This window comes from Listeria grandensis, assembly GCF_014322885.1.
Lineage (GTDB): Bacteria > Bacillota > Bacilli > Lactobacillales > Listeriaceae > Listeria_A > Listeria_A grandensis.
On record NZ_JAASUG010000001.1, the window covers coordinates 1 to 21885 of the forward strand.

Below are 21885 nucleotides of genomic sequence, written 5' to 3' on the forward strand. Positions count from 1 at the left end.
AATAAAAGATGAATCTGAATACTTATTCAACACCGTGAATAAGATCCTTGCGTCAAATTGACTTCGCTAGCAAATAACTTTACTAGTATTACTTGTGGAAATAGCTCTCTATTTCCGTCCTGTGATTCTTACCCGAAAACATTGCTGTCTTCTTGGTTTTATCTTTGTTTCTGTTCAGTTTTCAAAGGTCATTTGGCTGTTCAACACAACTTTCGTATCTTATCATATAACTCATAAGCATGTCAACAACTTATTTTTATTAATATTTTGAAGCTCTCAACTCGAGAACTTTTTAAGTATATAATATATATTCATAAAATGCAACTGTTTTGTTTTAATTCATTAAAATTGTATATTGCATTCATTTTCAAGCTCTTTTAAGAAAGATATCAATATACAATGCCTCTTGTCTGCTACTTCTTTCGCTGAATCTGTTTGAATGATACCCTTTATATTTAAAAGCTTATCAAAAAAATGTTGGACACTCGTCGCCTCTTTATTTTCTGAATTATAGATTTGTCTTCCTTCAGATCCACCATACGTAAAGCATCTAGCAATTCCTATTGCTCCAATTGCGTCCAAGCGATCCGCATCTTGTACAATTTTTGTTTCTAAGCTAAGATCATGAGAATGACTCGATTCGTTGCTATATGAGATATTTTTTATTACATTCGAAATCATTTCTATTTCCATTTCGCTTAAATTATTTGCTCTAAACCATGCTATCATTTGCCGCTCTGCTTCTTCTGGATATTCTTTCAGCTTTTTATCTGTAAAATCATGAAAAAGAGCCGCTAATTGAATGATCTTTAAATTACCACCTTCTTTACTCTGAAGCTGCGTTGCCATTTTATACACCCTATCAATATGATACCAGTCATGACCTGTCACTTCATTTGCAAACTCTTGTTTGATAAATTCTTTTGCTTTCTCCAAAACTAGGTTATTCATCTAACTACTACCTCACTTTATATTTCCAAATTTTCTAATACTTATGTAAAATAGATAAAAAGATAACACATATATTTAGGAGGAATCAGTTTGTTTAAATTCGATCAAGTATATTTAAAGCGTGATGAAAAATTTTTATTGCATGCTATTGATTGGGAAGTACATCATAAAGAAAATTGGGCAGTTCTTGGACTAAATGGATCAGGAAAGACTACGTTATTAAAATTATTAAACGGTTATCTATGGCCTACCTCAGGCTCTCTCACAGTTTTAGGGCAACGTTTTGGCGAAACTTCCTTACCCAACCTCCGTAAATCTATTGGCTGGGTAAGCTCGTCATTACAACAACAGTTAAAGGAGTATGATTCTGCTGAATCCATTGTACTGAGTGGCAAATTTGCTAGTATTGGCTTATATCAAAAAACTACTATAGAAGAAATGGCATTGGCCCGATCGCTATTAGCAGACTGTGGTGGTAAAGAACTTATAGGTAAACCATATGCTGTTCTATCGCAAGGAGAGAGGCAAGTTGTACTTATTGCTCGAGCTCTTATCGCAGAACCTAAGTTACTCATACTCGATGAACCTTGCACCGGTTTAGATATTTTCGCAAAAAAACGTCTATTGGAAAAAATATCTAAAATCTCAACGCTATCACATGCACCAACAATTCTTTACGTAACACACCATACCGAAGAAATATTACCATGTTTCGAATATACACTGTTACTTCGAGATGGTAAAACCTACGATGCAGGAAAAACTACTGAAATGCTCACAGTGGATAATTTATCGTCTTTTTACAAACATGATGTAGCAGTGGTTTCTTTGGAGAATGGACAAGTCTCCGTATTTCCTAAATGAGTTAGACAAGGGCTCTGTGGATTAGAGATATGCTACGAATCTCTCTCTAATCCATTGAGCCCTTGTTTTATAATAATATACTTCGCAACTTTAAGCTTCGTCCTCAAACAAGCGAGCTATTTCTATAATAACTTCTGTCGCCTTAATCATACTCTCAACGGAGATGTATTCAAATTTCCCATGATAGTTCTCTCCACCTGTAAAAATATTGGGTGTTGGCATACCTTTAAAAGATAACTGAGAACCATCTGTTCCACCCCTTATCGGACGAATATCAGGTTCAATATTTAAATTTTTCATTGCTCTATGTGCCATATCAACTATTTCTTTGACCGGTTCAATTTTTTCTTTCATATTGTAGTACTGATCATTCATTTCTAAAATTATCTTATCTTCTCCATATTCAGCTTTTAATTGATTGGCTATGGCGATAAACTTTTCTTTTCTTCTAATAAATGCGTCATGATCAAAATCACGGATTATATAATAAGACTTAGCTAGCTCGACATCCCCATTTAAAGAAATCAAATGGTAGAATCCTTCATAGCCCTCGGTATGTTCCGGCACTTCAGATTCAGGTAAGTGCGCATGAAACTCCATTGCCATTTTATTTGCATTGACCATTTTATTCTTGGCTGTCCCAGGATGTACACTATTTCCTTTAAATATAAGTCTCGCTGCGGCGGCATTAAAGCTCTCATATTCCAATTCACCTAGAGGTCCCCCATCCATTGTATAGGCAAACTCAGCACCAAAAGTATCCACATCAAAGTGATGCGGACCACGCCCAATTTCCTCATCAGGTGTAAATGCTACTCGAATTCGACCGTGCTTTATTTCAGGATGATGAATCAAATGGTTCATTGCTACCATTATTTCTGCTATACCTGCTTTGTCATCAGCCCCAAGAAGCGTAGTCCCGTCCGTCGTAATAATCGTCTGCCCTTTATATGTAGGTAGCTCCGGAAATGCTTCTGGTGAAAGCACAACATCTAACTCTGCATTTAGCGTAATAGCATTGCCATCAAAATTTTCATGAATTTGTGGAGAAACATTCTTACCTGTCATATCTGTCGCAGTGTCGATATGCGCTAAAAATCCAATTGTCGGTATATCCTTTGTAGTATTACTAGAAAGCGTGGCCATAACATAGCCATTACTATCAACAGTCACCTCCTCCATACCAATTTGCTTTAGTTCTTCTACTAGTATTTTGGCTAACTCCATTTGCCCTAGTGTTGTTGGCACCGTTTTACTCGCTTCGTTTGACTGTGTATCGACTTTTACATACCTGATAAAACGTTCGATTATTTCATTTTTCACGCCAATGACCCCCTTATTCAAAATGCATCTCAGTATCAGTATACGCTTATTGCTTACTTTTTTCATTCATTTTCATTACGGTATTCCAATTTCTCGCTGTTGCCTTTACTTGCAGTGTCTTTTCGACGAATTTATTTGAAAACAAACTATCTGATACTCCTTCTGTCAGTGAAACATATAGAAACCTATCTATTATTTTAAATTCGTCTTTATCACCTTGGCTTAGCTCTATAAGCCGAAGAACTGCATCCTCACTCGGTATCCTATCTAAGAAATGGAGCATCAAACGGTCACCTTGAAAGGCTTTAGCTCTGACCCCTCGTTCATATTCTTCTAACTGAAAAGCAACTGCTGGTACATCAAATTTAAGATGAACTTTAATAATATGTTCGATGTTCCTTTGAATGGCTTCGTAACTCTCTTCTTCGTGCTCAGCAATAATATTTCCAGTCTGGATATACGTTGAAACATTCCGATACCCCTCGCTTATCAGTGCTTCTCTTAAGTCAGCCATCTTGATTCTACGATTTCCGCCCACATTGATTGCTCGTAGAAAAATTATATATTTCATCATCCACCTCCTGCCTTATATTATACCGAATAATTAATATAAGGTATAATATTAGTAATTGGAGGAGTGATAAAATTGAAATTAATTTCTTGGAATGTGAATGGCCTTAGAGCTGCGGAGAAAAAAGGATTTATGGATTATTTCCAAACAGTAGACGCAGATTTATTCTGTCTTCAAGAAACAAAATTACAAGAGGGACAGATTGATCTAGACTTATCAGGATATCATGATTACTGGAATTACGCTGTGAAAAAAGGCTACTCTGGTACAGCTATTTTCTCTAAAATCGAGCCGCTTAACGTATACTATGGTTTAGACATAGAAGAACATGATCAAGAGGGCCGTGTCATCACACTCGAATTTCCGAAATTCTATATGATTACTGTGTACACACCAAATTCGCAAAATGAGTTGAAACGATTAGACTACCGAATGGACTGGGAAGATGCTTTCTTGGCTCATTTAAAAAAATTGGATAGCGTAAAACCAGTAATTGTCTGTGGTGATCTAAATGTAGCACACAAAGAAATCGATTTAAAAAATCCCAAGACAAACCGCAAAAATGCTGGATTCTCAGATGAAGAGCGTGGGAAGTTCACTGATTTGCTTGCCAATGGCTTCACCGATTCCTTTAGATACTTGCACCCAGACATAGAAGGTGCCTATTCTTGGTGGTCCTATCGGATGAACGCTCGTGCTAGAAATACTGGTTGGCGCATTGACTATTTCATCGTTTCTAACAGAATCGCCACTCATATAGAGAGTGCTTCCATACATGCTGAGATTCAGGGCTCTGATCATTGCCCTGTTGAACTCACAATTACTATTTAAAGCTATAGTATTTATATTCGACATACTTTCTTAAAATCCTTTAAAACACTAAAAAAATCTCGTACCCTTTTTATCGGATACGAGATTTTTTTATTTTAGTACTGGAGACTCAACCCAGCCTAGCCGTTTATCGCCATCATTAATGCGATACCAAATTTGGTTGTTAATTACGGCTTGTCTATCTACATGCACTTCCTCTAAACCTACAAGTGTTCCTCGAGCAGTACTTGCATCGACTATCGGAAACGCATAAATTTTTCCATCGGCTTTTTCAACACCTCGGATTAAATTTACTTCTTGTTCCATCGAAGTTGTGTACACAAGATTTAAGTCTGTAGCATTGATCCAACCAATATGAACGCCGTTTAAAGTGGCCTCATACCAAGTCGAACCATTGCTTACTTTCGCTCGGTTAGTCAGCCGTAAGTTTTTGCCTTTATACTTAGACAGAGATGCTTTTTCCGTTGCGCCTTTTAGCGTATTTGGTAAGCTCCAGACCGGGCTTTGTGTATTTGGTTTCGCTTGTCCATATGCATAGATAGTTGTTTTTGCTGTGACTGTATCATAAACTTGGTCATACTTGGCAAGTCCGTATGTTTCTACAGTTTCAATAAGCTGCTCAGCATAATTAGGATCCGTTGCATAACCACCATCCTCAATAACCTGTGCCGCTACTCGGTAATCCTCTTCGCCGACCATGTTTGCATATTTGTTTGGGCTCCACGATGGTCCGTTAACAAATAGTAACGCGTGATCCTCTAGCGACTCATAATAACTCGGGTAAGCACGGAAGGCTGCATCAATTGTCGTCCAGCTATTATTATAAAATTCTTTCGTATTCATCGTGATAGATTGGCCTTCGTAGCTACCTTTAATTCCAAATAAATTATTGGCTTGCTGCGTTAAACCACTATTTCCCCATCCTGATTCTAGAATAGCTTGAGCAATAGTAACACTTGTTAAAATCCCATGCTCGCGTTGTAGTTTCTGGGCATCTGGAACTATTTTATCAAGAAAATTTTGTTGGGAATTTGTGTAGCTTATTTGTGAATTATTTTCTCGTTCTGCCGCATATGTGCTAACAGGAATACCAACTGTGCCCATCATCATTCCAATGGTTCCTAGAATAGCTAAGTTGCGTTTGACTGATTTTTTCATTCGATTTATTCTACACTTCTTTCTGAAATTTTTTATAGTATTTTTGTTTTCATGTATCTTTTCAAATCAACAGGGTTCATTCTAGCAAAATTAGTGTTTCATTTAGGTTACAGGAACGTTTCATTTCTGTTTATAATATTACGATGGCTGTATAGACCGCTTTATAAAGCCAATGCGAACATATGTGTTTTTCTTGAACACATCAAAAAAACGCTCTAATTTCAGAGCGTTTTAATGCGAATCACATCTTTATTTACCCAACCTAGTGTTTTTTGATCCACTTTTAGCTGATACCATATCCTATTTCCAAGCTTCATTTCTTGAACAATTTCCAACTTTTTATTTCCATATTTAGCTAGATTATTTATTTTTTTTGCGTTTTTTGTTCTCTGTGGGCTAGACCAAATTGCAGTGTCTTTTGCAATGATAGGCACCCCTGTTAGATTGACTGCTTTCGTGTACACAATTGGATCATAAATTTTGTCGTATGCTTGCAAATCCTGTTGTTCGATAAGATCAATTAGCTTCGTAGCATATTCTGGATCAGTTGCATATCCTGATTTTTGCAAAGCCTGCGCAGCTGTTTTGTAGTCTTTAGCTTGGATGACTTCACGATATTTATTTTTGTCCCACGAGGTTCCTTTCAGAAAAAGTGCGGCGTGATCGTCAAGTGATTCGAACCAAGTTGGATACTTTCGGAATGCTGCATCAACCGTAACCCACTGATTATTTTCGTACTCCTGGGTTTGCATTGTCACAGAGTCTTGCTGGTACTCGCCCTTGATACCAAATAAATTCCGACCTTTCGTTGCCAGCCCACTGTCCCCCCAGTTAGACTCCAAAATCGCTTGGGCTAGAGTGATACTTGTCAAAATTCCTTCTTGATCTTGTATTTGTTGTGCATGTCCAGCAAGCAGTTCAATAAATTCTTGCTTTGGGTCGACATATGTTATTTCTACGGGGTCATCATCTTTTAAAAACAGCTTGTCAACTGCGATAAAAGCCATTCCGCCGACTAGAACGACTGCAAGTAAAATTCCAATAAGAAGTGGCGCTTTTTTTCGACGTCTCATTCTGTTTAAAAACCTACTTTCTTTACCTTGATGCCCTTTTTATCCTATCCTCTCATTGTATACGAAAAGCTACCCCAATAGCATCCAACTTAAGCCTGAGAAGCATAATTTCAGTTAGTTTTCTGACACAATTTGGATACCTTCTCTCGTATCTTTTATTTGTGCTTTTTTTGGTGCAGATGATATTAGTTTCATCGTGTATATATCTGCCATACAAAAACCTGAATGTGCAGTGATCAGCAAATAAATAGCCACAAGATCTACCGGAAATTCTAATGCTAAAATGACTAGAATTAGGGTTAAAAGAACACATGGACCAATCGTAATAATCTGATACTGCCATTTTGAAAAAGATTGATTGGGACAGTTGAAATATAAAAACCCTTTTCGATGACTCAACTTGATTTTATCATTACTGAATATCCAGAAAAGAAGTCCGTGGATAAGCTCATGGATAGTAAAAATAATATACAGTGCGATGCAAAATAAGATAATACCCCATACTGTAAAATTAATTGGCACTGATTCGCGTAAAGCTAGCACTGCGCCGACAATTAACATTATCACGATGAGAGCAGTGGCCATTAATTTAATGGTTTGCATTCTTTTTTTGTCGTTAACAATGTTGTATTCTTTAGACAATGCTTGTGTCCTCATAACAAATCTTGACCTCATTTCTCACAATTCTTACTAACATACATGACATTCCCTATATCCATTATAGTATGAAAAATAGCTAGAAAACAATTATTATGTAAAAGATAAAAATAAAAAATCCGTCTTTCTTCTATATAGAAGCGGTTTCCCTATATAAAAAACTTTTTGCACCAGTCTCAATTTGGCGCAAAAAGTCGATTATTTATATTTAATCCGAAACCGTAATGTTGTTTTTAATTTTTCTGGGCTTACTTTGCTGGCATCGGTCAAATAGATTTCTTTATGCGCTTTGCTCAAACGCTCTAAATTATTCGCCTCACAAAATGCCTCCATTTTGGCAAATGAAGCTGGTTCGTCATCGTAACTTCCGAGGTGCAACATTTGTAAGTTTAATCCTTCTGTTATTTCCTCTAATTCTAATTTGTCACGATGTTCAGCTGGAACTTTTTTTACGATGGCTTCTTTGGCAATTTCGAACAATTCTGGTGTCACAAAATCAGGTTGCCGAATCATGAGCTTGTAAATCAGCTTCTCTTTATCAAGCACCAGACTGCCCTTTTCTAAACTCCAAAAACCCTCCAGTGGAAATACAGTATAATCATAGTATCCATCGGGTGTTATCCCTTTTTTTGGCATCATTTTAATCGCGTAAGACGTGGCGTATAAGGCTGTTACTAACTCCGAAAAAGCAGGGGCATTCGGATTTCCTTTGCCACAAATCGTGATGTATTTTACTGGACCTAGTTCGATGATTTCAGGATTTTCTTTTGGTAAATATATTTTCTTGTCATGTTTTCGCCATTCATATTTCATTAGTAGACTCCTTTATCGGGAAACAAGCTTCTGTTACCCAGTTTTCTGGATTTGGTTCGGTTGCAATGGATACGTGATAAATATTAAACATCTTGTTGCCTCCCTCTTTACTTTTATACTCTTATCTTAAACTATGACACATGCGGAGAGTCAAGCGTCTTCTTCGTAACGGATGTTCACGCTGGGAAAGCGATTGGTTATTAGCCTAGCAAAAGTGGCCTGCTGAAAATAAAGCAGACCCCTTTTTTTATTTGCGTTTTTCGATGATCCAGCTGCCCAACGCCCCTACTAAAAGAATCGCAAGTGATGGTACAGAATGATCTATGAAAAATGTCGTGAATGGGATTCCTGCGAATTGTAGGGCAAGGCTCACTAACCTCCCAACTAGCAAAATAAGCCCGATAACCACTAATACATTGAAAAAAATCTTTAAAAAATGCATAGATACTGTCCTCCTTATTCTCCCATGGTATAATTTTATAGAAGAAAGTTCAAGTTTAGGAGTGATTGGCATGACTTATCCAAGAGAATTAATTGATCCTATTATCGCGAAAAATGCTGATTTCGATTTAGAAGGCTTTGTATTTGGGAATGGCGACTTCACGCCTGATATTATGCTTATCGGGGAGGCACCAGGTGAGGTAGAGATTCGAACGGGGATTCCATTTACTGGACGTTCTGGGAAAGAGCTGGACAAAACATTGGCAATAGCGGGGCTCACGCGGGATCAAGTCTATATTACAAGCATTGTTCGCAGCCGCCCTTTTGGTAGAAAAATGATGATCGATAAAACTGGGAAGAAAATCGTCAAGCGTCCGAATCGCATGCCGAAAACGCAAGAAATTTTGCTACATGCTCCATTATTAGACTACGAAATCTCACAAGTAAAACCGAAACTGATCGTGGCACTCGGAGGATGCGCGCTAAAAAGACTAATCGATAATAAGATGACCATTTCAGAATCCCACGGGCGTGTTTGGCATGGCAAGATTAAACAGATTGGGCCTAATTCTAAATATGTCGCTTCTGAGCAAGAATATCACGTATTCCCAACGTTTCACCCTGCCGCTATTTTTTACAATCGAAAAATAGCGACCGATTTAATGACAGATTGGGAGAAGTTAAAAGAAATTTTGGCTAAAAAGACTTTTTAAACGACAGATCCGCACGTTTGTTCTATAATGAGACTACTATGAAAAAGGGGGATTGTTTGAATGACGCTACTTTTGATGCTAGCTGGTCTGATGGCTGGAATGACGATTCCAGTACAAACGGCCGTGAACTCGCGACTTCGCGGTTACACAAAATCACCTTTTATCGCCTCTTGGGTGTCTTTTTTAATTGGAAGCTTGATTTTGATTCTATTAGCACTTACTGTTGAACATGGTTGGACACTCGATTTACATATGTTTGCGGTGAATCCATGGTGGATTTGGTTTGGTGGCGGAGCGCTTGGTGTATTCTTCCTAACGTCAAATATTTTATTGATGCCAAGACTTGGATCAGCCTTAACTGTTGTCATTACACTTTGCGGGCAAATGGTGATGGCGCTTTTGATCGATCATTTTGGATGGTTTAGTGTGCCGGTGCATGAGCTCAATTTGCCAAGATTAATTGGGATTGCAATGATGTTTTTCGGTGTTGTTTTGATGCAACGATATTAAGGAGGGGTTTTTATGACAGCAAAAAGATCCAAATCGATGATCGCGTTTATGTGTATGGGACTCGTCGCTGGGATGATGTCCCCCATTCAAACCTCGATTAACAGCCGCCTTCGCATTGCGGTAGATTCGCCCATCATTGCCTCGCTGATTTCTTTTTTAGTCGGGATGACTTTATTGCTAATCTTGTCGCTTCTTGTGGAGCGCAGATTAACATTCCAATTACGCGGAGTCGGACGAATTCCTTGGTGGATATTTACCGGCGGCGCATTAGGTGTTATTTTTGTGACGTCGAATATATTGCTTTTACCACTACTCGGATCGGCACTTACCGTGGTTTTAGCACTCTGTGGACAAATGATTATCGCGCTGACTATCGATCATTTCGGTTGGTTCGGGATTATTCCACATCCAATTAATCGCTATCGTCTACTTGGCGTGCTTTCCATGATTGGCGGCGTCTTATTAATTCAATGGTTTTAAAGCAACCGCTTCGCCCTTCCCAAGACTGGGTTGGGCGTTTTTGTTCTATTTTATTCTTCCGCTAAGCGAGCGTCAAAAAAAGATTTCCCTCGGCATGCTAGGAAATCCATTTTCTTCATTTAGTATCTGTCGTTCAACCCAATACCATCAAAAATCCGATCCATATACTTATCAATTCTTGAATCGCGGGTTTTCGATTGCTTCGGTGCTGAGAAGAATAGTAAGTAGGCTCGTTGCCGCCCTGGCGTTAGTTTCTCGAATGCTTCTTTAAAAGCTGGTTGTTCTTCAAAACGATTTTGTAATTCTTCGGGAACCGTGAATTCCGTTTCCTTCTTCATTTCTACTTCCACGCCTGATTTCTCTACTTCGATGGCTTCATGAATATAAGCTTTGATCATCGGTTCCATTTCTTTGATCTCTTCCAAGCTTTTAAAACGAATTTGGCGCGCTGCTTGTACATTCTCTGTTTGTTGAATTAGAATACCACTCGGATCCTTGAGCAACACACCTTTCATAAATAAAAGCGCACAGTACTCCTTGAAACCGTGGATCAGAACAATATTCCTGCCTTCATGCATAAAACAAATATTTTTCCACTTTATGTCCTCAGATAAGCCGCAATCAAGCCCAATTGCTCTTAATGTTTCGAATTCCGTCTTCCATCTCTTTGCTTTGCCTAAGTATTCATCCACTTTTGGGTTCGTTTCATTTTTTGCCATCAGGAGACACCTCACTTTAATTTGGTGGATTCGCTCGTCATTATGTCCATCCTAGAACTTATTTTCCACTTTCCCTGTTATTTTAACGCAGTTCGCGGGGTCTTGCAACATTTGCCGTAATAAGCTTCGACTTAGACTTTCTTTATTTAAATTTACTGCTATAATAATAGAGGGTTACATGCGAAAGAGGGAGCTGATTTCATGATTACGAAAATACCTTTTAATAATAATACGTGTGATTGGATTAATATAAATGTCGATAGTAGTGTTGAGTTAGAGCAGTTTTATAAGGAATATGATATTGACGATGAAGTGGTCGCTTATTCTTTGGATAGAAATGAACGGGCTCACTTGGAATATGATGCCGCGACGAATACTTTTGTTTTATTTTTCAATGTGCCTAATCCTGGGAAAATTGACAATCATTACGAGACGATTCCGATGACATTTTTAATAAAAGGACAGCAATTGATTACGGTGACGAATAGCAAAAATCATTACGTAACGGAGAAGTTGAAAAATTATTTGGCTAACAATGATGCGATGAGCACGTTTAAATGCCTGTTTAGTTGCCTATTTTTAATTACTGATTCTTTTTTTCCATATGTAGAGGAAATGGATATTGATCGAAAAATCATTAATGACAAGTTAAAAGAAAAAACAACGAAGCAAAACTTGCTTTCATTATCTGATTTAGAGACAGGCATTGTTTATTTTGTTTCCGCTTCGAAGCAAAATCTTGTTTTACTAGAGCAAGTGAAGACGCATGTGGTTTATCGGACGCTCGATGCGAGTGAGAAGGAGCAGTTTGACGATGCGGTGATTGAGGCGAAGCAGCTTGTTGAGATGACGCAATTATCATCGCAAATTTTGCAACAGCTCTCTGGGACGTATAATAATATTTTGAATAATAATCTGAATGATACGATTAAAATTTTGACTGTATTATCGATTTTGTTAACTGTACCCACGATTGTTACCGGATTTTTCGGGATGAATATGCCTTTGCCGCTGGAGCATAATGCACTCGGTTGGGTGACGACGATCGCGATAAGTTTAGTTTTATGGTTTGTGCTTTCATATATATTGCGCAGATTGTTGAGAAGATGACGTGTGAAAACCTCTGGCGAATTTGTTGGAGGTTTTTATATTAACTTGACGCCGTGGTAGCTTTGCTATACGAAAAAAATTTATAAACACAAAACTGTTATCACTCGACACAGAAAAAGCTCTAAAACCTTATCATTACTGGGGTTTTAGGGCTTTGTTTACTATTCCCACTCTATAAAGTACGTACAGCATATAAACAAGTATCATTGATAATCAAGGGTTTTGAACGTTTATTAAAAACTATAAAATGAAGACAAAAATATAAAAAGTGCAATAATAGTGCAATGAAGTTTTAGCCTTGCTCGGGCTTTAGAAAGTAATTGTTCATGATATTCGACAATACATTTAGAAGACCAAATATCTGTGGTCTTCTTTTTGTTTATAGTGCTGATTATGATCCCCAGTACCTCAACTATCCATTATTTCTTTATTAATGAATTCTTGCTCAATATCATAAAGCAACTCTACTATAGCATCAATCGTATATCTTACTATTTCTTCACCGACTTCAGAAGAGCTTAGCTGATCATGTACAAATTCATTTCTCAATTTTCTACTTTCCTTCAAATACTCTGGCATTGAGATTTCAGATTTCAAGAACTCATTTAGTACAAAGACGTACTTTTCAACGTTACTCATTCCCTTAGAACGAATTTTCTCATCTGAAATAAATAATTTAACTAAATCGTTTAAACAACTTTCTAAAAACGAATTTAGTAGTGTCACTGCCGTTAAGTAGAGCGTCTTATTTCTATTGAAAGACCATGTAGATTTGACTGATTCCTGAGTCATTTCTAATTCTGCTGTTCCAATCCAAATCCAATCTGGTTCCATATTGGACTGTAAATTTATTTGTTCTTTCGTCTCTTCATTTGTTTTTTCTAAAAGAAAGACTATATAATCATTAAGCCGTTTTAATTCCTCTTCATAAACTGGAAAAGGAAACCGACTACTGATACTTCTATACAAATAGTCTTGATAATCCAAATGGGTTTGCCATTTATTTGTATCTTCATCTACTATTATATATGGGTCACTGGATGGGTACAATCTATCCTTTTCTATTTGCTTCATTTATACACCTAAATTCACTTTTTTATTTTACTATACGCGTGTTTAAAACGAACAGTCCATGACGTAGAAATCAACAATCTTTTTATCTACTTTGACCTGCGTTGCTTTCAATTGTTTAATTACTTCATTCTTCGATAACTTTTTAGCATGGCTCCTTCTATCAGTCATATCCCATTTCACACTGTTAAACCATCCTACTAAGTATAGACCACATGAATTAGGATTGCTTTCTAAATAACGATTTATTAATTGCTCTTCCATAGCTATCATTAAATCCTTATTCCAGTTGCCCTTTACTTCAATAATGAGTTCTATTTGTTTATATGATTCATTCTGCCTCTGTGAAGTAGCCGAAATAATTATATCAGGGCGTTCCCCACTAACAGAACCACCAGATCTCCTTATTTCAACCTCACGATTAGCCACAATTCCTTTATCATCAAGCCTCTCTCTTAAAAACTGGCAAACATAATCAGAAAATTCATTTTCAGTTTTAGGATTATATACTTTAGAGCCATTTCCATTTTTTTGCTCGTTCCATAAAAATTGTACTTGAGGATTTTCGCATTGTAACTTAAATTGCAAATCATCTAGCAACCTTTTAATAAGAGCTATTAATTCTTCTTCACTATTAATTAATGTACTTTTATTTGAATGAACAAGTTGTAATAATTCATTAGTTGAGACGGGTTGCCATATTTTCCGCCTAGCGTTATCTCTAGCTATATTTAAAGAATATTTCAACCATACTTTCTCTGGGTTGGCTTGTGATATTTCTAGAAGCATCTGATAACTAAGTTTAGTTCCTTTTTCTCGTAAAATAGTTATTAATCCATTTCTAAACTCACCTATTTCATCTCGTGGAGATACGAAATGAGCTACTCCTCCCGAATGCTTTGGATCATCTTCCTCAGGATATTCCACTAGAGTATATTTATATAATTCTGCAACGTCTTCTTCAGTTAGACTTATCCATTCTTGGCGCCTGCATGATGCAAGTTCTTTGATTATTTCTTTACCAAAATCATGATCTACATTCATGTGCTTCCACAATAACTTCCAATATTCATTCTTAAAATTATTCAGCACAGTTCCTACCGAGTTAACTAGTAGCTCCATTTTATATGGACTAGCTTGGTTTATGTTCTGCGCAATTTCCAAGAGGAAACCAGTGAAAATTGGCATTTGAGCATTAGGAACATTCTCCAATACATATTTAAAGCTTTTAGCGGTGAAATTCTCCGTTCTATACTTATCAATAACCCATTCAGTCCATTCTTCATCCCATATTCTTGCTGCTAATCGTAATGTAGATAAATAGCCTGAATCTATATTTTCTTTTTCTACTTGTATAATGAGTTTACTGATTATCATATTCGAAGCTTTTGAGTGAATTAATGCTATTAATTCTATTGCTTTATGTTCCATCTCACTACCTGTAGAGTATGGATATTTAATTATACATGGTATGAAAATCATCCACTTCTCAAGTTTAAGTTCAAATAATACACCCTTCTGATTGTCCCATAAATAGCTAAGAATTTTAAATACTAATAATTGCTCATAGGTTACACTTGTCTCGCTCTTAGCACATTTTATTTCTACTACATTTTCTAGATACATTTTCATGCCTTCAATAATTAAATTCTCTGTTTCCTTATCAAGTAACTTCCATATATCCGTTTCATCAATTTTAGACTCCCACGTGTTCTTAGTATTTCCATATTTATCAAACGCCATTATTTCCAATGCATTGAATAAAAACTTGGTATCTCCATTTAAAGAGAATTTATCCAACTCATTTTTGCACTCTTCCATTTCCATATCAACTATGCTATTCTCCACGGATTCCTCTTTATTCTTCAGTTCCCAACTTATCCACTCTCTTCCTTCTTTGGCTTTCTCAGACTCTAATTCGATAGCTTCAAAATAATATTTTAATTCTCGGTGTGCGGCATCATCCTTCTTCATCAATCTAAATATAGCTTCATGTACACTGCTATCTAAACTATAGTGGAAAAGCATAAAAACTAATTTTAATATATATCCTTTATTAAATTGCACTCCAAAATCGTATTCATTAATTAGATATATTATTATTTCTTTATTCTCACTTGAATCTCTGAAATATTTTATTATATCCGAAAATCGCTCTACATCAGGTGCTATCATCATCATATTTCCCCAAAAACTAATTGCCTCCAGAGAATTTAAGCTTAGATAGAATTTTCTTGAACGCTCATACGAAGAAGGAACATTTTTTGTTATTTCATTAAAAATTGTTTGGCACACCATTCGCGTACTTTCTGGATAATTACTAAACAAGAGTTCTCTAATTTTCGAGATAAGTTTATCAAGCCTCCTGCTCTTAAAAAATTCATTGTCTAGCTCTGATAACCACTTAGCATAAACATCTAATTCTTCCTCAATTTTTGATTCTTCAATTTTAGTTATGAAAAGCTCATAAGATCCATAAAGCTCTAACTCATTTTCCCGTATCATTAAGTAGCCCAACATTTCTTCTGTTTCAATTAAATCAGGCCATAATATATCTAATATTGTGCCTCTTAATCGAAAATCAAAATCATTTTTATCATTGATAAATTTTCTCAAATCTAGCTTTGCATTTATATTTCCATATTGTCCTATATAAATAGCACATTCCTTTTTAAATAAAACGTTCTCATTTGAATCATCCAATATGCCAAAAAGTAATTCAATTATTTTATTTATTTCTCTACCGCAATAGCCATAAATTAAAAGTGCCTGTCTGCGAGACAATAAATTAAATTGAGAGCCTTTGATATACTTTAATAATATTTCTTCCATATTGTTAAAATACAGTCCACCTATACAGCTTCTTAAATCCAATTGAAAGTCGTCTAATTTGTACTCTTCTAAAAAGAGCAATATATTTTCTAAAATTAATTTTTTCTCTACATCAGAAAAATGACTCAAGTCACTTTTTATTGCAACATCTGGATTATTTTCAATCAATAATTCTCTTATACTTTTATTTTTAGCAGCTACCCAAACAGCCGTTTCAACAAGCGGATTCACAGATTGTACACCTGCAGTGATATTCTCAAATAATAGTGTCTCTAATTGTATATCCGTTAGTTTCTTTTCTAAAATATAATATGCTGCTAAGAACTCAGCATAAGAATAATGACTCCATGCATATTTCTTTTTTCCATCTGTTCTAAACAGGGCTGTCTCTAAAACTTGTCGTATATCAGATTCCTCAATTTGCATACTTTCATCTAATGTATAGTCTGAGCCATTAGCAAGTTCACTAATAGTTATACTATTTCCGTCTTCACAAAATTGTTCTAGGACAAATACATTACGATTAGTAAATATAGAGATAGCCGCTATCCTTGAAGCAATGATAAAACTTTTTCGCAATGTCAATGGGAGTTTTCCTGTTTTTTCTGTACGCTTAGAATTTATCTCCCCACAAAGTCTCTGACATCCATTGAAATACAAATCAAATATATCTGTAGGAAACTGTTCATTCTCATCATACATGTTAATTAACATGTTTAAAGTAACTGGTCTTAATAAAAATGGAATTACCTTCGCCCGTTCTGCTTCCTGAACAAATTTATCCACATCTATTTTTTTATCTATGAGTACTTCTCTAACATTAGATAATTGCAATGGCGCCAAATTAAAAATTTGAACTTCATTTATTACCTGATTAGCTTGTTTAGAAGGATACCAAGCTTTTTTTATATCATCTAGAAAAAAACTTGGCCATTCGGTACTTCTAGAAGTAATCCTAACAAATAGTTTTTCCTTGAACTCTTTTAGTTTTTGAAACTCTTGAATCAATAGGAGACCAATACCCGGCATTCTCGACTGGCATTCATCAAAACTATCTAAAAACAAATACATGCTACTGTTATTATTTTTCCATGTTGCAATTTGTTCATTGTTAAAAACATTACTAACTACGTTTTCTTCATTATAACAGTTAGATAAATCTACATATACCTTATCCGCCGTGGTATTATTTCTGATTTTTTCCAGCTCCGTACTTTTCCCAATTCCTGGATCTCCAAGAAGAATTAGAAAGGGGATCCACGCAATATCTTGATATATAGTAGCATTATTCCTATATTTATCCGTATCTAGCATAAAATCATCAAGAACTGATTGCTCCATAAAATATGCAGCCTGTTCTTCGCTATACCAATATCTTTGAGCCATCTTTTCCATTTTTAAATCTCCAATCACTACTATATTTAAATTATAATAATAATGTTTATTCACCTATATTTTTCAGTACATGCTATGAATAGATTCTCCGCAAATCATGACTTAAATCGCCAACTTCCTCTACAGACAGTACTCCATATAAATATTTTTCCATGTCATGATTATGCCAAAGTTCTGTTATAATTTCATGCGGATCGTCCACAACATAATTTCTTCCCTGTAGTGAACCGCAATGCTCACAAGTATTGGCAATATATGTTGATTTAGTTGTATGGCTATAACATTCTTTTATTGATGGAATCCCCTGTTCTAATAGTCTGTCCACAGATTCCAAATCACCAAGACCAATTGGTCCAAGCATGCCTAAATAACTATCTAATTCTTCTAGCTCATAATTTAGAAAATAAGAAATAACAGGTGTTGTTTTACTGCATTTCCAGCATATTTTTCCCCAACAATAAATCTTTATTCCTTTTTCTTTAATAAAATTTTCTACTAGCTCAGGAATCTTCATAGACGATTTACATTTAGGAAATTCAGAACAACCAGCAAATACACCAAATTTTCCATCTCTAACAATATAGTGTCCCGTACATGTTTTAACTTTGCATAAGATCTCCATTTGCACATATCTCCTGTCTTGATTTTTATGTAAGCGTTATACTATTTATAGTATACCATATTAATTCTACTTAAATATGGAATTTCTATCTTTTTTATACATGAATATAGTCCAATTTATAATATTAAAATAGCAAGAATAATTCGGTTTTAATTCGAACAACTCTTGCTTATTTTTCTCTATTTAATTTCTACATCATACTATCTTGTTATCTGATTCACATAGCATCGAATAATAATAGCTTTGAAACCAATTTAGCTTCTATCCTCCGTCTTAAGTCCTCATCAACACATACATGCGAATTACCAAATTCATCAAATAATAATCTTGTAGAGAGCGTGATAATATAGCCAGTGAAATGACTCAACACTAATTGGATTGCTTCCACATCGCCTTGGGATGCTGCAACAATGACTGGGTAAGGTATAAGAACTGTTCTTCCTTGATTTATTTTGTTCATTTTCTAAGTTCCTCCATTATCTTTTTTAATTCTGAAAGTGAAATATTCCGCCTTCGTGAAACAGTACGACGAACAAGATCTAATTTTTCAGCAATTTCTCTATCTGTCATTCCTAAAAAATAAGATAGTAATACGATATTACGTTTGTCTTCTGGTAGATTTTTCAGTGCTTCCGCAATAAGCTCCCCCGTTACCACTATTGTTCCTACGCCGTTCACTTCAAAGAAAAATTCATTCTTTAGATGTCCTTCATGAATCACATATTGTGACAATTCTTTTTCAGATAGACTATCCATAGACACTTCATATTTCCTTAACCGTTCAAATTCTTTATAGATATTTCGTGTTTCGTTTTTTAAAATTTTCTTGCAGTAGCTATCAAAGGCGTGCTGCTTGTGTTTTTCATGCGACTGTAGACTCATCTCCTCACCTCCTTACGCATTTTCAAAGGAGATATTTTCCTTTGCACCACTACTACAATAAAAACTATTATTTGGGACATTACTCTACCAAATATCAAAAAGACTCCAAATTAAAGTTAGGTAAGTAAATCACCAATACTCATATGGGAGTTCTTTTAATATTATTTTATTCAAACGTACTATATTACTATCTAAAACTTTTTAGCCTATCTTGTAATTTTTAAAAAGCTCAATAATTACCAATAAATTTTATCATAAAAATAGCTAGAATTAGTCAAACTACACAATCTAGACACAAACTAGCTTAATGACTAGAAAAAATGTATTTTTCAATAATATTAATAATAATGCTGCCAAAAACCCGTTTTAATTTGTAATAGTATTGCGAAAGTTAGTTAGTAGCAAGCACTGGAAATGGATAGCCATTTCCTATTTTCAGCCGATTTCGCTATCGCGATCTCGGTTGAAAATGCTTGTTGGGGAAATCCCCAAACCCCTATCCTTACTAAAAATTATGTATAAAGGAGAAATCTATTTATGACGACAAGAACAAGAAATATTCAACTAAACTTTAGAGTCACTGAGGAAGAAAGAGATTTTATTCACTTGAAAATGAAAGAAGCTAATATTCCCAACCGAGAAGCTTATTTACGCAAGATGGCAATCGATGGTACTATCCTTACTTCTAACTTTGAGGAAACTAAGAAACTTATTTTTGAAATTAATAAAATCGGTATAAACATTAATCAAATTGCCCATATCGCAAACACAGATGATGAAATAACAAAAGAAGCTATTCTAGAAATAAAGGAGATGATGAATGAACTATGGCAGTTACAAAAATCTGGTCTATTAAGCAAACGCTCTTCCTAGCTATTCAATATATTTTAAATCCTGATAAGGTTGCCCATGTCCACAGCTATGCCTGCGCGCCTCAAACTGCTGACTTGGAATTTGAATTGACTTTGGAACAAAATAGCCGTTCTGGCGGGAGTAATAAAGCGTTTCATATCATGCAATCGTTTAAGCCACATGAAACAACACCCGAACAAGCGCATGAGTTAGCAAAAGAAATGCTTGAACGTCATCTACAAGGGAAATTTGAATATGTGTTAACGACTCATGTTGATAAAAAACATATTCATAACCATATTATTTTTTGCGCTTCAAGTTATGTGGATCACAAAAAATATAATGACTGTACAAAGACGTATTATCAGCTACGTGCTATCAGTGATGAGCTTTGTCATGACAATAATTTATCTGTTATTCCGCCAACTGAAAATAAAGGCATCAGTCACTATGAATGGCAAATGCGACAAGAAGGAACGAGTTGGAAACAAGAACTTCAAAAAGCAATCGATAATGCTATTGGCTCCACGAATTCTTATGCGGATTTCCTTGTAAAAATGGAGCTTCTTGGTTATGAAATCAAACATGGTAAGCATCTTGCTTTTCGTGCCAAAAATCAAGAACGTTTTACGCGCGGCAAACGTCTAGGTGAAGCGTATACAGAAGAAAATATTAAGTTGCGGATCGAGCAAAAAGATAAGGTGGCAGTTAAAAAGCGCAAAAAAATAAGCCCAACCAATCAGCCGTTAAGCATCATGATTGAACTCGATAAAAATAAAAAAGCAATGGAGAATAAAGGCTATGAACATTGGGCGAAATTGCATAATTTGAAGCAATCTGCGAAAACAGTAAACCTAATGAATAAGTATAATATTAGTTCTATTGATGAATTAGAGGACGTGATAACTCAATCGAATACGCAGCTTCAAAATTTAACCACTGAGATAAAGGTTGTAGAAAAAGATCTCGCTCTTCAACAAGAAATAAATAAGTATTTAAAAGTCTACCATCAAACACAGAAAGTTTATTCAGATTATCAGCATGCTAAAAATAAAACAGTATATTATGACTCGCATTCCTCAGCTATTTTATTGCATCAAACGTCTATGAAGGTATTACAAAAACTCAAAGTAAATCCTAATACGATTACATCCAATTCATTACTTGAGAATATATCTAAGCACCAAGAAAAACGACAACATCTAAATCATGAACATAACACTCTCAAGAAAAAATTACGAGAATATCAAACTCTTCATCAAAACATTAATCTAACACTGAAATCTAATAGAGAATCAAACAAAGATGATAAGGAAAGATAGTTGGATGTAAGAAAAACCAAGCAAATACGCATGTTTGCTTGGTTCATCTACTTATTCTAAACGAGCATTTTCCTCAAGATTTTTTCCTGTAGTCTCAATTAAGAACTCATTCAATAATTCATATAAATTCTTAATTGCTTCTTCCTCTATTTCACTGTAAAAATTTATTATTCGATACCAGTCTTGACCTGTTTTCACACTGTATTTATTTTCGATCCATTTTTGAAATTGTAGGCTGAAATGTATCCCATTGATATCACTATTATTACTCACACTTTCATACCCATGAATCAAATGATATAGCCTATATAATTTGTTCTCTGAACCAACTATTAAGATAGGACGTAATCTGTTAAAGTACAACAATTTATATATTGTTTCATTTCTGCCGTCTGTGATCTCTAATTTAGGAACATCACTATTCATAAATTCATCTAATTCATCATAAAAATTATTAAAAGCTAATTCATCACTCAATCCACTTTGCCAGAGAATTATATGCTTCCAGTTATAATAACTATATACATGATATTTATTTTGTAGTCTATGTAAAAATCTTTCAAAAAATGTTGCATCCTTAATTTCCTTAACTCCTTGATAATAACCAAATATATAGTATTCTAAGGCTTCTATTGATTTTTTTCCTATTATATTTTTATAATCATTCTTTATACTCATTAGTAATTCATACATTA

General features: G+C 35.2%; 23 protein-coding genes. 8 read left to right on the forward strand and 15 right to left on the reverse strand.

The window, feature by feature from the left end:
• Positions 1-342 precede the first annotated feature (342 nt).
• Positions 343-951: an HD domain-containing protein gene (locus HCJ54_RS00005; protein WP_187136158.1), complete on the reverse strand. Its 609-nt coding sequence runs from the start codon at positions 949-951 to the stop codon at positions 343-345.
• 90 nt (positions 952-1041) lie between these two features.
• On the opposite strand from HCJ54_RS00005, the gene HCJ54_RS00010 reads away from it, so the two are divergent.
• The gene (locus HCJ54_RS00010) at positions 1042-1815 is read left to right on the forward strand and encodes an ABC transporter ATP-binding protein (protein WP_187136159.1); all 774 of its coding nucleotides are present in this window, start codon (positions 1042-1044) and stop codon (positions 1813-1815) included.
• A 90-nt stretch (positions 1816-1905) separates the two neighbouring features.
• Here HCJ54_RS00010 and pepT read toward each other — a convergent pair whose 3' ends face one another.
• Positions 1906-3138 (reverse strand): peptidase T, encoded by a 1233-nt coding sequence (gene pepT, locus HCJ54_RS00015; protein WP_187136160.1) that lies wholly within the window; start codon positions 3136-3138, stop codon positions 1906-1908.
• A 46-nt stretch (positions 3139-3184) separates the two neighbouring features.
• On the reverse strand, positions 3185-3712 hold the full coding sequence (locus HCJ54_RS00020) for a DUF1697 domain-containing protein (protein ID WP_187136161.1): 528 nt from the start codon (positions 3710-3712) through the stop codon (positions 3185-3187).
• 72 nt (positions 3713-3784) lie between these two features.
• Between HCJ54_RS00020 and HCJ54_RS00025 the strand changes: the two genes are divergently transcribed.
• The gene (locus HCJ54_RS00025; protein WP_187136162.1) at positions 3785-4540 is read left to right on the forward strand and encodes an exodeoxyribonuclease III; all 756 of its coding nucleotides are present in this window, start codon (positions 3785-3787) and stop codon (positions 4538-4540) included.
• A 90-nt stretch (positions 4541-4630) separates the two neighbouring features.
• Here HCJ54_RS00025 and HCJ54_RS00030 read toward each other — a convergent pair whose 3' ends face one another.
• From HCJ54_RS00030 to HCJ54_RS00050, 5 genes are all read right to left on the reverse strand, one after another.
• Positions 4631-5698 carry a glucosaminidase domain-containing protein gene (locus tag HCJ54_RS00030; RefSeq protein WP_187136163.1) on the reverse strand — a complete coding sequence of 356 codons (1068 nt, stop codon included), beginning with the start codon at positions 5696-5698 and terminating at the stop codon, positions 4631-4633.
• A gap of 221 nt (positions 5699-5919) precedes the next feature.
• Positions 5920-6771 carry a glucosaminidase domain-containing protein gene (locus HCJ54_RS00035; RefSeq protein WP_187136164.1) on the reverse strand — a complete coding sequence of 284 codons (852 nt, stop codon included), beginning with the start codon at positions 6769-6771 and terminating at the stop codon, positions 5920-5922.
• A 114-nt stretch (positions 6772-6885) separates the two neighbouring features.
• The gene (locus HCJ54_RS00040) at positions 6886-7413 is read right to left on the reverse strand and encodes a DUF3267 domain-containing protein (RefSeq protein WP_187136165.1); all 528 of its coding nucleotides are present in this window, start codon (positions 7411-7413) and stop codon (positions 6886-6888) included.
• A gap of 213 nt (positions 7414-7626) precedes the next feature.
• Positions 7627-8241, reverse strand: a complete 615-nt coding sequence (locus HCJ54_RS00045; RefSeq protein WP_187136166.1) for a GyrI-like domain-containing protein — start codon at positions 8239-8241, stop codon at positions 7627-7629.
• Positions 8242-8488: 247 nt separating this feature from the next.
• Complete coding sequence (locus tag HCJ54_RS00050; protein ID WP_036067222.1) at positions 8489-8683, reverse strand: hypothetical protein; 195 nt, start codon at positions 8681-8683, stop codon at positions 8489-8491.
• Between the two features lie 70 nt (positions 8684-8753).
• Between HCJ54_RS00050 and HCJ54_RS00055 the strand changes: the two genes are divergently transcribed.
• The 3 genes from HCJ54_RS00055 to HCJ54_RS00065 are packed head-to-tail and all read left to right on the forward strand — an operon-like array spanning position 8754 to position 10385.
• Positions 8754-9395 (forward strand): uracil-DNA glycosylase, encoded by a 642-nt coding sequence (locus HCJ54_RS00055; RefSeq protein WP_187136167.1) that lies wholly within the window; start codon positions 8754-8756, stop codon positions 9393-9395.
• Between the two features lie 60 nt (positions 9396-9455).
• Entirely contained in the window at positions 9456-9905 is a 450-nt protein-coding gene (locus HCJ54_RS00060) for a DMT family transporter (RefSeq protein WP_187136168.1), read from the forward strand.
• 12 nt (positions 9906-9917) lie between these two features.
• Positions 9918-10385 (forward strand): DMT family transporter, encoded by a 468-nt coding sequence (locus HCJ54_RS00065; protein WP_187136169.1) that lies wholly within the window; start codon positions 9918-9920, stop codon positions 10383-10385.
• 119 nt (positions 10386-10504) lie between these two features.
• Here HCJ54_RS00065 and HCJ54_RS00070 read toward each other — a convergent pair whose 3' ends face one another.
• Positions 10505-11104: a YdeI/OmpD-associated family protein gene (locus HCJ54_RS00070; protein WP_187136170.1), complete on the reverse strand. Its 600-nt coding sequence runs from the start codon at positions 11102-11104 to the stop codon at positions 10505-10507.
• A gap of 201 nt (positions 11105-11305) precedes the next feature.
• Between HCJ54_RS00070 and HCJ54_RS00075 the strand changes: the two genes are divergently transcribed.
• Complete coding sequence (locus HCJ54_RS00075; RefSeq protein WP_187136171.1) at positions 11306-12214, forward strand: magnesium transporter CorA family protein; 909 nt, start codon at positions 11306-11308, stop codon at positions 12212-12214.
• A gap of 408 nt (positions 12215-12622) precedes the next feature.
• Here the strand turns inward: HCJ54_RS00075 and HCJ54_RS00080 are convergent, their stop codons facing one another.
• The 5 genes from HCJ54_RS00080 to HCJ54_RS00100 all read right to left on the reverse strand — a co-directional run bounded on the left by HCJ54_RS00080 (position 12623) and on the right by HCJ54_RS00100 (position 19016).
• Positions 12623-13288 (reverse strand): hypothetical protein, encoded by a 666-nt coding sequence (locus tag HCJ54_RS00080; protein ID WP_187136172.1) that lies wholly within the window; start codon positions 13286-13288, stop codon positions 12623-12625.
• Positions 13289-13330: 42 nt separating this feature from the next.
• Positions 13331-17512: an NACHT domain-containing protein gene (locus HCJ54_RS00085; RefSeq protein ID WP_187136173.1), complete on the reverse strand. Its 4182-nt coding sequence runs from the start codon at positions 17510-17512 to the stop codon at positions 13331-13333.
• Positions 17513-17585: 73 nt separating this feature from the next.
• Positions 17586-18134: a topoisomerase DNA-binding C4 zinc finger domain-containing protein gene (locus HCJ54_RS00090; protein ID WP_187136174.1), complete on the reverse strand. Its 549-nt coding sequence runs from the start codon at positions 18132-18134 to the stop codon at positions 17586-17588.
• Between the two features lie 217 nt (positions 18135-18351).
• Positions 18352-18594 carry a helix-turn-helix domain-containing protein gene (locus HCJ54_RS00095; protein WP_187136175.1) on the reverse strand — a complete coding sequence of 81 codons (243 nt, stop codon included), beginning with the start codon at positions 18592-18594 and terminating at the stop codon, positions 18352-18354.
• Positions 18591-19016, reverse strand: a complete 426-nt coding sequence (locus HCJ54_RS00100) for a sigma factor-like helix-turn-helix DNA-binding protein (RefSeq protein WP_187136176.1) — start codon at positions 19014-19016, stop codon at positions 18591-18593. The genes HCJ54_RS00095 and HCJ54_RS00100 overlap by 4 nt, the downstream gene beginning before the upstream one ends.
• A 537-nt stretch (positions 19017-19553) precedes the next feature.
• On the opposite strand from HCJ54_RS00100, the gene HCJ54_RS00105 reads away from it, so the two are divergent.
• Together HCJ54_RS00105 and HCJ54_RS00110 are read left to right on the forward strand one after the other, a co-directional pair.
• Entirely contained in the window at positions 19554-19889 is a 336-nt protein-coding gene (locus HCJ54_RS00105; RefSeq protein WP_187136177.1) for a plasmid mobilization protein, read from the forward strand.
• A complete protein-coding gene (locus tag HCJ54_RS00110; RefSeq protein ID WP_187136178.1) occupies positions 19844-21190 on the forward strand; it encodes a relaxase/mobilization nuclease domain-containing protein in 1347 nt (448 codons plus the stop codon). The genes HCJ54_RS00105 and HCJ54_RS00110 overlap by 46 nt, the downstream gene beginning before the upstream one ends.
• 51 nt (positions 21191-21241) lie before the next feature.
• Here the strand turns inward: HCJ54_RS00110 and HCJ54_RS00115 are convergent, their stop codons facing one another.
• Positions 21242-21883, reverse strand: a complete 642-nt coding sequence (locus HCJ54_RS00115; protein ID WP_187136179.1) for a hypothetical protein — start codon at positions 21881-21883, stop codon at positions 21242-21244.
• Between the last annotated feature and the right edge of the window lie 2 nt (positions 21884-21885).

Coding starts and splice junctions, on each gene's coding strand:
- HCJ54_RS00005 (WP_187136158.1), bottom strand. CDS start 951: ATGAATAACCTAGTTTTGGAGAAAGCAAAAGAATTTATCAAACAAGAG.
- HCJ54_RS00020 (WP_187136161.1), bottom strand. CDS start 3,712: ATGATGAAATATATAATTTTTCTACGAGCAATCAATGTGGGCGGAAAT.
- HCJ54_RS00030 (WP_187136163.1), bottom strand. CDS start 5,698: ATGAAAAAATCAGTCAAACGCAACTTAGCTATTCTAGGAACCATTGGA.
- HCJ54_RS00035 (WP_187136164.1), bottom strand. CDS start 6,771: ATGAGACGTCGAAAAAAAGCGCCACTTCTTATTGGAATTTTACTTGCA.
- HCJ54_RS00045 (WP_187136166.1), bottom strand. CDS start 8,241: ATGAAATATGAATGGCGAAAACATGACAAGAAAATATATTTACCAAAA.
- HCJ54_RS00050 (WP_036067222.1), bottom strand. CDS start 8,683: ATGCATTTTTTAAAGATTTTTTTCAATGTATTAGTGGTTATCGGGCTT.
- HCJ54_RS00055 (WP_187136167.1), top strand. CDS start 8,754: ATGACTTATCCAAGAGAATTAATTGATCCTATTATCGCGAAAAATGCT.
- HCJ54_RS00060 (WP_187136168.1), top strand. CDS start 9,456: ATGACGCTACTTTTGATGCTAGCTGGTCTGATGGCTGGAATGACGATT.
- HCJ54_RS00065 (WP_187136169.1), top strand. CDS start 9,918: ATGACAGCAAAAAGATCCAAATCGATGATCGCGTTTATGTGTATGGGA.
- HCJ54_RS00070 (WP_187136170.1), bottom strand. CDS start 11,104: ATGGCAAAAAATGAAACGAACCCAAAAGTGGATGAATACTTAGGCAAA.
- HCJ54_RS00075 (WP_187136171.1), top strand. CDS start 11,306: ATGATTACGAAAATACCTTTTAATAATAATACGTGTGATTGGATTAAT.
- HCJ54_RS00080 (WP_187136172.1), bottom strand. CDS start 13,288: ATGAAGCAAATAGAAAAGGATAGATTGTACCCATCCAGTGACCCATAT.
- HCJ54_RS00085 (WP_187136173.1), bottom strand. CDS start 17,512: ATGGAAAAGATGGCTCAAAGATATTGGTATAGCGAAGAACAGGCTGCA.
- HCJ54_RS00090 (WP_187136174.1), bottom strand. CDS start 18,134: ATGGAGATCTTATGCAAAGTTAAAACATGTACGGGACACTATATTGTT.
- HCJ54_RS00095 (WP_187136175.1), bottom strand. CDS start 18,594: ATGAACAAAATAAATCAAGGAAGAACAGTTCTTATACCTTACCCAGTC.
- HCJ54_RS00100 (WP_187136176.1), bottom strand. CDS start 19,016: ATGAGTCTACAGTCGCATGAAAAACACAAGCAGCACGCCTTTGATAGC.
- HCJ54_RS00105 (WP_187136177.1), top strand. CDS start 19,554: ATGACGACAAGAACAAGAAATATTCAACTAAACTTTAGAGTCACTGAG.
- HCJ54_RS00110 (WP_187136178.1), top strand. CDS start 19,844: ATGGCAGTTACAAAAATCTGGTCTATTAAGCAAACGCTCTTCCTAGCT.
- HCJ54_RS00115 (WP_187136179.1), bottom strand. CDS start 21,883: ATGTATGAATTACTAATGAGTATAAAGAATGATTATAAAAATATAATA.